The organism is Runella sp., from assembly GCF_027484545.1.
Classification (GTDB): domain Bacteria; phylum Bacteroidota; class Bacteroidia; order Cytophagales; family Spirosomataceae; genus Runella.
The window spans coordinates 18,009-29,490 of record NZ_JAIXST010000015.1 but is presented as its reverse complement, the minus strand read 5'-3'; the positions used below and the strand labels follow the sequence as shown (position 1 = coordinate 29,490).

8 protein-coding genes are annotated in these 11,482 nt (G+C 44.3%); 1 reads left to right on the top strand and 7 read right to left on the bottom strand.

Going from position 1 to position 11,482, the window contains the following annotated elements:
• Positions 1-232: 232 nt before the first annotated feature.
• From Q0081_RS01080 to Q0081_RS01070, 3 genes are read right to left on the bottom strand one after another with little or no spacing between them, the layout of a single operon-like run.
• The gene (locus tag Q0081_RS01080) at positions 233-1,192 is read right to left on the bottom strand and encodes a glycosyl hydrolase family 18 protein (protein WP_298348330.1); all 960 of its coding nucleotides are present in this window, start codon (positions 1,190-1,192) and stop codon (positions 233-235) included.
• Positions 1,193-1,213: 21 nt separating this feature from the next.
• On the bottom strand, positions 1,214-2,977 hold the full coding sequence (locus Q0081_RS01075; protein WP_298348329.1) for an SGNH/GDSL hydrolase family protein: 1,764 nt from the start codon (positions 2,975-2,977) through the stop codon (positions 1,214-1,216).
• Positions 2,978-3,008: 31 nt separating this feature from the next.
• On the bottom strand, positions 3,009-5,153 hold the full coding sequence (locus Q0081_RS01070; protein ID WP_298348327.1) for an alpha-galactosidase: 2,145 nt from the start codon (positions 5,151-5,153) through the stop codon (positions 3,009-3,011).
• Between the two features lie 152 nt (positions 5,154-5,305).
• On the opposite strand from Q0081_RS01070, the gene Q0081_RS01065 reads away from it, so the two are divergent.
• A complete protein-coding gene (locus tag Q0081_RS01065) occupies positions 5,306-6,478 on the top strand; it encodes a cytochrome-c peroxidase (RefSeq protein WP_298348326.1) in 1,173 nt (390 codons plus the stop codon).
• Between the two features lie 99 nt (positions 6,479-6,577).
• Here the strand turns inward: Q0081_RS01065 and Q0081_RS01060 are convergent, their stop codons facing one another.
• From Q0081_RS01060 to Q0081_RS01045, 4 genes are read right to left on the bottom strand one after another with little or no spacing between them, the layout of a single operon-like run.
• Positions 6,578-7,633 carry an isoaspartyl peptidase/L-asparaginase family protein gene (locus Q0081_RS01060; protein WP_298348324.1) on the bottom strand — a complete coding sequence of 352 codons (1,056 nt, stop codon included), beginning with the start codon at positions 7,631-7,633 and terminating at the stop codon, positions 6,578-6,580.
• A gap of 49 nt (positions 7,634-7,682) precedes the next feature.
• Positions 7,683-9,116, bottom strand: a complete 1,434-nt coding sequence (locus Q0081_RS01055) for an alpha-L-fucosidase (protein WP_298348322.1) — start codon at positions 9,114-9,116, stop codon at positions 7,683-7,685.
• 49 nt (positions 9,117-9,165) lie between these two features.
• Positions 9,166-9,642 (bottom strand): GNAT family N-acetyltransferase, encoded by a 477-nt coding sequence (locus tag Q0081_RS01050; RefSeq protein WP_298348320.1) that lies wholly within the window; start codon positions 9,640-9,642, stop codon positions 9,166-9,168.
• A 46-nt stretch (positions 9,643-9,688) separates the two neighbouring features.
• Entirely contained in the window at positions 9,689-11,110 is a 1,422-nt protein-coding gene (locus Q0081_RS01045) for a glycoside hydrolase family 125 protein (protein WP_298348318.1), read from the bottom strand.
• Positions 11,111-11,482: the final 372 nt, after the last annotated feature.

The window sequence follows — 11,482 nt, the reverse complement described above, 5'->3', positions numbered from 1 at the left end:
GAAAGTGACAAACCCGTTGAATTCAACATTCGGTACAAAGGCAAACAAAACATGTCAGCCCTAAGCGCTAAAACCGTCGCCACTTTTATTTGGTAAAGGAAAGGTATAAAAAGTTATACCCCACCCTAAATCCCTCGGCAGCGGCCGACCGTCCCTGTGAGGGAGGGACTTCTAAAGCCCCCCTTTCCCTCACAGGGGAAAGGGGGGGATAGGGGTTGTAAATTCACTTTCTTTAATGGCCTCGTTTAATGGCTTTTAACAACGAGTTATCGTCGGTGGTGTCGCATGAGATTTCCCAAATCATCACACCACCGCACCCTCGTTCTTTGGCCAATCGCGTTTTTTGCTCGATGGTTAAGATGCCGTTGTAAAAGGCTCCTTTCCAATAATCATCAAAAGGACTTGCACCGTCTTTGAGCAGCGATTTATAATCGGGGCCGTAGTTTCCCATTCCTTTTTTGGAATAAAAAGGCAAACCCAGAATGGCTTTTTGAGAAGGCAGGTTTCTTTCTTTTGTCCAATAATCCAAGCTTTTAATGGCCAATGAGTAAGGAGAATGCGCAATAACATAACTTGGGCCATAATCATCATCGTAGGCCATGAGGTTAACCCAATCCATTTTATCAAGCGCTTCTTTTTTCATGCCATAGCCTTTTTTTCCGTATGAAATCACGGCAGCGGTCAGTTTCTTACCTTGGGCATGAAGCGCATCACCCAATTCATTCACTAACGCTACGTAATCATCCGCCGAGCGACTGTCTTCGTCAGGATATTCCCAATCCAAATCCACGCCGTCCACTTGATAAGTACCAACAAATTTCATCACATTTTGGACAAACGTATGTCGTCCTTCGGGACGGTCGGCCATTTTATGAAAACGGGTATCGTCGCCACCACCGTCACCGATTCCCCAACCGCCAATGGAAATGAAGACCTGTTTTTTGTTTTTGTGAATATAACTGACCAGATTTTTTAAAGCGTCCGGATTTCTCAAAGGCTCCAGCGTATCGCCCGTTTTGGCAGGAATGGCAAAGGCAAAATTGATGTGGGTCAATAAATCAATCGGAATTTTTTCGGGAGGAATCGAAGGCACATAATAGCCCACCACTTTGAATTCATCGGTTTTGGTTTGAGCAAATGCCCCAAGCGTTCCGCAAAGGGCAAGCACACAGAAAATAGTCTTTAATTTCATGATAATGGTTTTTGGATTGTTCTATCTTAAAATGGGTTGAATTTCTTTTCCCAGCAATTCATAGCCTGCCGCATTGGGATGGAGTCCGTCAGAATAATAGGTTTCGTCAATCTTGCCGGTTTTCAGCAACAGCTTCTTGCCAATATCCTCAAAACCAACCCCTTCCGATTTTGCCATTGATTGAATTCCTTTGTTGAGTGTCAAAACTCGCGCCTCCTGTTCACGACGGGGATAAATACCCATCAGTATCACTTTCGCTTTGGGTTGTCGAATTTGAATGGCCTGAACCAGTAGCTTTAACCCCTGAACAATCTCTTCGTCGGTGTTCAAATGCAGGTTATTCGTACCGATATTGATGACAATTTTCTCGGGCGAAATCCCTTCTAATTCGTCATGATAAACTCGCCAAAGTACATTTTCAACTCGATCCCAGCCAAAACCAAAGTTTCTGACTTGTAGCGGTTCAAGGTATTTTTGCCAGGAATCAGCTCCTTTAATGCGATTGTTCAAGGGTTTACCACCCCAATTGTGCGTGATAGAATTGCCAATCAACAGGATTTTGGTCGGCTCAATTTGGTTGAGTTTCAGGATTTCGTTGTGGCGTTCTTCCCAATTATAACTGCCTGGTTCACGGTTATGGCAAGTAGGGATTTGCGTAGTCAGCGTGCCTGCGGGTTGTTGTAAAATTTCCCTTAATTTTTTCTCATAAGCGATTGCATAACGCATCATCCCCAAGTCGTTGGGGTGCGTACCATCCACCATACAGTCCAAATCCATACCGATTTCCGAAATGGGCAACAGGTAAATATTTGCAACTTTCTCGGTGGTTAATTGGCCAAATGCTTCGCGTAAATCTTGGTTGGCCTCCTCAAAAAGCGGCTGACGATGTGGCATCAGATAGCCTTCCGTATAGCCATCATGTTCGGTCAAAAGGATAGGGGTCTGCGGGTGTTTGGCTCGTAAACTTTTGACCGACTCAATAATTCGCTTTTGCAATTCTTTACGCTCTACAATGGGATAAATCAAATTGGGAAGGCAATCCAACACAAAAACCTTGGCGTCAATCTCGTTAATCAGGTCAACTACTTCTTTCTCCAAACGCCCGTTTCCCGAAAATGCCAGATTAATCACCGTACGGTCTAACTTTCTGGCTACAATATTGGTCCAAGCCATTCCCGGCCGTGATGCACACGCGCCTTGGGCAATGGATGTTCCATACACTACTATCGGTTTTTCCATTCTTTGTGGAAGCACCGTGAAGATGCTTCCCCCAGGAAAACCAATCTCTAAGTCCCTGACACTGTTGTACAAAGGAAGAAACAATCGGTATTCGCGACCCAGTTTGTGGTAATTGTCGTTGGGTCTCAGTTTGTCAAAATTGTACACAACGGTGTCTTTGAAACTGTATTTTCCTGAGGCCAAATGCCACGTCCCATCGCTGTCAATTCCGTATAAATCCACGCCGCTTACGCCCGTGGAAGGCATGTGAGGCATCGACGCCGAACCCGTCACTTTGTAACGAATGATAATCTGTGGCGCATTGCTCACAAACCGAATCGAAAGCCCGGCACTGTTGCGTGACAAATTCCAAACGGCTTTTCTAACCGAAGCCTCAGCCCGAGGTGGGAAACGTTGGATAGTGTCCCGCATTTCATTCGACCACGCTTGCCCGTCAATGACCGGAAATTTGCTGTCAGAGGGCTTCCACCACGTAAAATCAGTGGGAGTTTGGGCGAAAGTAAGGGAGGTAAAAAGGCAAAGGAGAAGTGTGTGTATTCGTTTCATGATTATTTTATTGATAGCTATACTATATTTTTTATTCCACAACCAACCAACTATACCCCTCCGCAGGAATCGTAATTGTCACTTCAACGTTGTAATCTCTGTCTAATGCATACTTCGTTGCTTTTCCCTCCTGTGTATGAACCGTGGCTTCTTTGCTTAAACCTGTGTAATACAAAGGCAATTTTATCTTTCGCGTAATGGCCTCTTTCAAAGGATTATACAACATAACCAGTCCTTTTTCCTTCAACGAAGAATTGACGTGCATGATACCGTCCCAATCACGTCCATCAGGGCGACGGAGGTGAAGAATGTCGGAATTAAGAATGTCGCGGTATTTTTTGTACCAATCAATGGTTTCTTTGACGACTTGTTTAGTAGCATCCGTATCGTACAAACGAGGACCGCGATAACAGGCTTGTACGCCCGCGCCGTAGTACTGCATCATAAGTTGTTTGTAATCGGTCAAATGCTCACTCAAAGGCTCCAATACCGCGTCGGCTGTACCGCCTTGGTACTTGGTCAAAGGAACAAAGCCCCAACTCATGGACGGTGTTTTTTCCCATAAGCCATCGTAGATGTTTTGACGATTCAGAATTTTCTGCTGCTCTCGGGATAATGAAAAGTTAACTTCTCGATAGCCTAAGCCAATCTTGTGCGAACCGTCTAAAAAATACCAATCAGGCGCATTGATGTAGACCCCTCGACCGTTAAGCCACTGATAAAATTCCTTTTGCATCGTCATCTGTGCCCATTGCGAATCTTCCAAACCTTTGTGGCCGGGGTGCTTGGTAGAAGCGCAAACATCGCCCGGATAAGGGCCATCGTGTTCGAGCAAGTCAAAGCCTGTTTCAGCAATGAATTTTTTCAGGTTTTTCAGGTAATTGATACCCCATTTACTGGCCAAACATGGCGCATGACCAAAAAAAGCAGCCTTATCGGGCAAGCCTGTCACGGGGTCTATCACATCATTTTCATCATCAATACGACGACTGCTGAAGAGGGAATAACCTCCTAATTTGATGCCTTTACTGTGGGCATAATCGGTCAACGCCTTGAATTTTGCAATATTAGTTTCTGAAGCATCTTCCATATTCAAACCACTGCCAAAACTCAAAATCACCATCTCATAACCCGTCTCCGCACATTGGTCAATGACACTTTTGACCTTGGCAGGTTCGGTACTGATCAGGTGCATGAAAATAGGATTTTGCGACGTCCAAGGAAACAGCGTACGGTACATTTTTCGACGCGCTAAACCGTTGCGTTCGCGGTCGTACGAATCCAGTAACAGTTCATAGGAACGAATGGATTTGTATTGCTCATTGGCAGGCAAGTCTATTCCTACCCCCAAAAGCGGATACACTTCTACCACGCAGGGAGTTTCGTAGTTGTAATTGACTTGGGATGTATAACTGCTGTCAATTTTCCAGTGCGTCGCTTGGTCTGACAGGTCGTAACGCATGGCGTTGTTGTAGGCGAAGTTATTTTCAATGAATAACTTCTGCGGCTTTTTCATCTTTTCAGGCTTACCCACTACCGCTGATTCTTCTTCGGGTGTTGCCAAAATTTCATTTACTACCTGATTGACTTTCAACTCTTTCCCTGATTTATTTTCAATCGTTACCCATTTATCCAACACAGGAATTCCGTCAAAAATTTCGTAGTGAACAGCCACTTCAACGCCTTTCAAATCAGCGTTTTTAGCAGTAAAATACAGGGTCAACTCTTTGCCAGTCGGCAAATTTTTATTGGCGGTCCAAGTGGTCGGTTTCCAGTCAAAATGAGGCTTGATGGAAGTGACTGTATGTCGAGCAAACTGAAAATCATTGGAACCGGCAGTAAATTGATTCGTCCATTCTTCGAGCAAATAGGCATGTTCTTTTTGGCCGTACAACCCGCCCACGTTATAGGTTTGTCCGTTGAGCGTCACTCTCGCTTCAGGCCTAACCGACCGTACAAATTGTTCGTTGGTTTTCAGATTCTTGAAACTAACGGTAGCCGCGTTAGGAGAAATTTGGATTTGGCGAGCGATAAGCCCGTTACTGATTTCAATGACTTTGCCATTTTTCAGGAGCTTTACGTCGCTCTTTTGAGCAATAGTCGCAAGTAGCCAATCTTGCGCAATGGTCTGTTGGATGGAAATTAAGAAGAAAAAGACAAGAATAAATCGATTCATAGAAATAAGTTTAGGGTTGATTAATAAGGGGTTATAGAAAATACAAAATCGTTATTCAAAATTTTTGAAAAATAATGAGCTTCCAACGCCGGTTTTTAAGTATCTTTTCATCTAATCTTCCATTATCTACTTAAACTTAAACCCCTCATTCCATGAAATTCAACTTAATTCGGACGATTCTCGCTTTGTTTGTCTTTGGTATCGTCGTGAGCTGTCAAAAAGAGACACTACAAACTGAATTTTCGACCCCTTCCAACCAAAACGCGCGTTTGGCCGCCCTTACTCCTACTTTACCAGCTACCCCTTTTAATTACGCATCCGTGACTTTACCTGCTCACTTAAACACGCCGCAGGTTAGAAATCAAATCAATACGCCTAATAACAATCCAACTACGAATCAGGGGGCTACGTTGGGCAGGGTCCTTTTCTATGACAAAAGCCTCAGTTTCAACAACACTACGGCTTGCGCTTCCTGTCACCAACAGGCCAATTCGTTTTCTGACCCGCTTAAATTCAGTAAAGGTTTTGTGGGTGGATTGACTACCCGCAATTCTATGTCTTTACTGAACGCCATGTATTACCCCAACGGCCGATTTTTTTGGGATGAGCGCTCCGCTTCTGCCGAGGCTCAAGCATCTCGCCCTATTGTCCATCCCGTCGAAATGGGAATGACCATGCCGAGCGTCGTAGCGAAGTTGAAAACCTTACCCTATTACACCGGCCTTTTTCAAAATGCGTACGGCTCGCCTACCATTGATTCGGCTCGTATTGTTCGGTCGTTGGCTCAATTCATTCGTTCGATGGTCTCTTATCGCACTAAATACGATACAGGAAGAGCCGCTTTAACCAACAATCAAAACCCAGGCAACACTAATTTTGCCAATTTTACGGCCGAAGAAAACCAGGGAAAACAATTGTTTTTCAACCAAGGCAATTGTTCCAACTGTCACGTTGCGGAGACTTTTTCGGCTCCGGGCGCCAGAAACAACGGGCTTGACCTTGTGTTTACTGACAACGGCGTTGGTGCCAATACGGGCAACCCTACCCAAAACGGTCTTTTCAAAGTTCCCTCTTTACGAGGTATTGAAAAATCGGCTCCGTACATGCATGATGGCCGTTTTGCTACGCTTGAGCAGGTGGTGGAACATTACAACAGCCAAGTGAAACCGCACGTAAATCTTTCTCCTCAATTGCGTGGAAATAACGGCCAACCCCGACGCCTCAACCTGAGTCCGGCTCAAAAAAATGCGTTGGTTGCGTTTATGAAAACCCTGACCGACACAGGCATTGCTGCCGATGCTAAATTCAGCGATCCTTTTAAGTAACGACTTAAAACAATCAAGTGCATTTTCCGAAACTTATCTATGTTTCAGAAAATGCACTTGTCTATGTTTGATACGTCCATGGCAGTACGAAGTCTCAGATTACTTCTTCGGAAAATGACTCTTTGCCATAAACACTCTACCACCGTCTTCAGAATGAGTAACTGAGAAATTAAAGCCATGATGGATAGAATACGCGCCGTATTCTCCCTGCTTGTTAATGGCAATGAATCCTACCTGAAAATCTTTGGCTTTGATGGGGTTGATTTTTACAATGCGATCAACCGCAATTTTACACGCTTCTTCCGGACTTTTGCCCATTCGCATCATTTCTACAATCAGGAAGGCTCCCGCCACTCGAATTACTTCTTCGCCCTGTCCTGAACCCGTTACTGCTCCTACTTCATTATCTACATAAAGTCCCGCGCCAATAATGGGAGAATCACCAACGCGCCCGTGCATTTTGAAGGCCATACCGCTCGTAGTACACGCCCCGGAAAGATTACCGGAGGCATCCATCGCAATGGTTCCCATCGTATCGTGATTCGGCGTACCGTCGTCAAAAAAGTTGGGAGCAAAAGGACCTCCTTTTGTTGTTTGACCTTTACTCTGTTGCTGTTCAATATTAATAACCGGTTTGTACTCCGATTTTTTCAACCATTCTTTATAGGTTTTCTCCGCATCAGCCGAAAGTACATCCGGTTCTTTTTGAAAACCGCTTGCCAAGGCAAATTGCAAAGCTCCATCCCCTACCAGTTGAACGTGCGGGGTATTTTCCATCACCTTACGCGCTACCGAAATAGGATGCTTGATATGTTCCAACGCCATAACGGAGCCGCAGTTAAACTTATCATCCATAATGCAGGCATCCAACGTCACTTTCCCATCCCGGTCAGGATTTCCTCCAATACCAACGCAGCAATTAATGGTGTCTTCAATCGAGCGAGCTCCTGCTTCCACCGCATCCAAAGCACGGCTATTGGGTTGTTTGAGGACTTTCCAAGCGACGGCATTGACTGGCAAACCACTGTCCCAAGTTGAGACAACAATCGGCTTGGTAACGGCATTATTGCTTTTCTTGTGAGAGAATGCTTTACTTATCGAAAGCAATGGTAGACTCAAAGCCGACCATCGAATAAAATTTCTTCTTGATTGCATTAGTTTGTTGGTTATAGAAGGTTAGTTATAGTCTTAGAAACGCGAATTTTTACTTTGTAATCTTTAAAACGTAGGCATAGCTGTTAGGGATTTTCTTAGCCAATTTCTCGGGAATTTGTACAGCTACTTTTCCCTCTTTCGTTACCCATGTAAGGTTTTCTGCGTTACCTACTACTGTAATTTTTGCCGTTTTCCCCAAATTTAGTTTCTCAATTTCAATTGTTTGCGGAATCGCTTCTCCTTCGTCTGCTCGGTAAATAGCGTAGGTGGTATTGCCTTTGTGAGTAAAAACCCATTTGCCTTGCGGTCCTACCTCATTGTCGCCGTGAGTTTCATAAATCGCTTCTCCGTTTGCTTTTATCCACGCCCCGATTTCGTTTAGGCGTTGATAGGCTTCCGGTTGAAAATCTCCTTCGGGACTTGGGGCCACATTCAACAGCAAATTGCCATTTTTTGAAACAATATCGGCCAAAATATGAATTAACTTTCGGGCTGATTTATAATTCTCTTTGGGAATATAACTCCACGAATCTCCCATTGTCATGCAGGTTTCCCACGGAATATCCATGTAGCTGTCAGGAATCTGATGCTCGGGAGTGACATAATTCTCAAACTCACCCGACACCGTTCTGTCCACCACCAATAGGCCAGGCTGCAATTCTCTGCCTCTTTTGGCAATACGCGCCATGTCAATGTCTTGGTCAAAAGGAATGGTTTTTTGCCAGGAAATCGTCGTATCAATGGTACTGAAAGGACGAACCCAACCTCCATCAAGCCACAAAATATCTACTTTACCATAGTCAGTCATTAACTCCTCAATTTGGTTGTAGGTGAATTTTTTAAAACTCTCCCACTTCTGAGGGTATTGTTTGGGACGGTAGGAAGGGTTGCGGTCTTTGGGCGGAAAATACGACCACCAATAATCGTTGGTATGCCAATCGGGTTTGGAAAAATAAGCGCCAATCATAAATCCTTCGTTGCGAAAAGCACCGAATACTTCCTTGGCTACATTGCTGCGCGGATTACTGCCAAAGGGAGATTTTGTGATTTTGTAGTCCGTTTGTTTGGTGTCAAACATGCAAAAGCCATCGTGGTGTTTTGTGGTAAAAACCACGTATTTCATCCCCGCATTTTTGGCGGCGGTGGCCCATTTTTCGGGTGCAAACTGCGTAGGATTGAAGGTATCTTGGAGATTCTCGTAGGCTTTTTTGTATTCATACCAATTGTCTTTGTACGGCCCGCGTCGCTCACACCAACCTTCATCTTCGGGGCAGAGGCTCCAGCTTTCCACAATCCCCCATTGGCTGTAGGTGCCCCAGTGCATCAGCAATCCGAATTTTACATTTTGCCACTGATTCAGCTTTTCTTTGACTTTGGGGTCGGAAGGCACTACGTACTTGGTGTGGTTCTGCTCCGAATGTTGCTGAGCAAAAAGCGTCAATGACAACAGTAAGACTGAAAGAGAAAAATACAGTTTCTTCATTTTTTATTATTCGGGTAATGGTTAACCTATTCGCTCATTCACTCATTTTTCAAAGTCGTAATTCCATTTCATCGCTCGTCAGACGAAAACCGAATTTTTCATAAACGGGGCGGCCGTCGTCGGAAGCATGGAGCGAAATGCGCTTGTAACCTCGATTCTTCGCTTCCTGTAAAATATGGTCAAAAATTTGTTTCCCCAATCCTTTCCCGCGCCATTCAGGAAGGGTGTAGATATTGAGGACATAGGCGATTTTCCCGTCCTGAAGGGTAAATCTTGGGGCAATTTGAAAAAAGCACAAACCGCTCGTCGCCACGATTTTGCCTTCGTGAAGGGCCAACCAAGCTACAAATTCATCATTCTCCACACTTCTTTGAAAATACATCCGAAGAGCCGTTTCCAAGGTCGCATCATCCAATTGGCGCGTTTCAGGTTTTTGTACTTCCTTCAAAAAGGCCATTCGAAGTCGAACTAAGTCTTCGACATCGGCAGGAGTTGCTTTACGGAAAATGATGTTTTGTATAGACATTTGGTTTGATTTACTCTGCGTCTCAGCGCCCCTGCGTGAAGTAAAATTATACTTTACTCAACAAATGCGGCCTTTCGCGCTCAATTTTGAGCAATAATTCACCAAAAAGGGTATTGGCCCACGCAAACCACTTACGTGTAAATTGCGTGGCATCGTCTTTGTCAAACGACTCGTGCATAAAACCCGTTTTGGCATGGGTATTTTTCAGAAAACGTAACTGCGCCAAAATTTCTTCGTCATCAGTTGAAGTCATCGCCCGCATGATGATGCTCATGGGCCAAATCTGATTCACCAACGTATGCGGACTTCCCATTCCTTCGGCCGCTTTCCCTTTAAAAAAGTAAGGATTAGACTCACTCAATACAAAACGACGGGTATTCTGATATACCTTATCATCGGCTTTAACGGCTCCCAAATAGGGCAATCCGAGGAGATTCGGCACATTGGCATCGTCCTGAAAAAGGCAATTTCCAAATCCGTCGACTTCCATGGCGTAAATGGGGCCAAATTGCGGATGATTGATAACGGCGTGTTTTTTGATGGCCTGCTCCACTTCGTTGGCAAAACTCAAACAATCGTTGGCAAACGTCTGATTCTTATAAATCTTCTCCGCAATCTCCGCTATTTGGCGAAACGATACTACGGCAAACAAATTGGAAGGAATTAAAAAAGGGTATTGCGTAGCATCATCCGACGGCCGGAATATACTGTGGATAAGGCCATTGGGCTTGGTATTGTTTCCATACCCATTACCCGGCACCGTATCTGTCGACCAAGAGGTGGTACGGCCAAAGCGGTACTTACCTTGGTTCTTGAATCGCTGTTGCTCACGGCAGGTAGCAATAAGAAGCTGCGCAGCTTTAAGCCATTTTTCGTCAAAAACGCTGCTGTCTTGGGAAGTTTTCCAGTAGTAATAGGCCAAACGCACTGTATAGCAAAGCGAATCCAATTCCCACTTGCGTTCGTGCAGTTCGGGTTTCATATCCGTATGGTCTTTGAGCCACTCACTATGCCCCGGACCGTCGTTGAAGGCATTGGCGTAAGGGTCAATCAAAATACATTCGGTCTGACGGTTAACTACGCCCGCGATGAGTTGCTTTAAATTTTCATCTTTGGTAATGAGTGGTAAATACGGCCATACCTGCGCCGTACTGTCGCGCAGCCACATAGCGTGAATGTCGCCCGTAATAACAAAGGTATCGGGCCGCCCTTCTTTCATTTTGAAGTGAACGGTGGTGTCCAGTGTATTTGGAAAACAGTTCTCAAAGAGCCAAGCCAATTCAGGATCTTTGATACTACTTTTCGTGCGATTGATGGCAGCTTCTATAACAGGACTGCTGAACTTGCGTTGAGCGGCGGCCACTCGAACGGTTGGGAACTCAATGGCAAAGGCATTAGCATGAATGAACGCGCCAACGCCTGCCAGAGAGGATGTTTTAATAAATAGTCTTCGGTTTAGTTGTCTCATTGGGTCAAAACAATTGAAAGTAAACCAAAAATAGTGTGAATAAATGGAAAGCGTCGGTAAAAATGGTATAAATAAATATATATTCAAAAATATTTTAAAATATACCGCCCATTAAAACAAAAAATATAGTAAATAACCTGTTAAGAAAACAATGTTTGCCCCTCTATCGTAATTTTACTTTTTTAAATCTTTCAATAGAGAGTTCTGCAGCATATACAAACCCTTGATTCAGTATGCTTTTTACGGGCTAAATTGCTTTTTCTCATCGCTATATCTATCTTTATATCTATCTTTAGCCCGCTTTGTTAAAAATATCTGTTCACTCAAAGACGATTGGCAAGGTTTTGGCCGTTAAGAATTTGAGTACGTAAG

Excerpts from the sequence above, each read along its gene's own strand:
- Q0081_RS01075 (WP_298348329.1), bottom strand. The coding sequence starts at position 2,977 with ATGAAACGAATACACACACTTCTCCTTTGCCTTTTTACCTCCCTTACT.
- Q0081_RS01080 (WP_298348330.1), bottom strand. The coding sequence starts at position 1,192 with ATGAAATTAAAGACTATTTTCTGTGTGCTTGCCCTTTGCGGAACGCTT.
- Q0081_RS01045 (WP_298348318.1), bottom strand. The coding sequence starts at position 11,110 with ATGAGACAACTAAACCGAAGACTATTTATTAAAACATCCTCTCTGGCA.
- Q0081_RS01065 (WP_298348326.1), top strand. The coding sequence starts at position 5,306 with ATGAAATTCAACTTAATTCGGACGATTCTCGCTTTGTTTGTCTTTGGT.
- Q0081_RS01050 (WP_298348320.1), bottom strand. The coding sequence starts at position 9,642 with ATGTCTATACAAAACATCATTTTCCGTAAAGCAACTCCTGCCGATGTC.
- Q0081_RS01055 (WP_298348322.1), bottom strand. The coding sequence starts at position 9,116 with ATGAAGAAACTGTATTTTTCTCTTTCAGTCTTACTGTTGTCATTGACG.
- Q0081_RS01070 (WP_298348327.1), bottom strand. The coding sequence starts at position 5,153 with ATGAATCGATTTATTCTTGTCTTTTTCTTCTTAATTTCCATCCAACAG.
- Q0081_RS01060 (WP_298348324.1), bottom strand. The coding sequence starts at position 7,633 with ATGCAATCAAGAAGAAATTTTATTCGATGGTCGGCTTTGAGTCTACCA.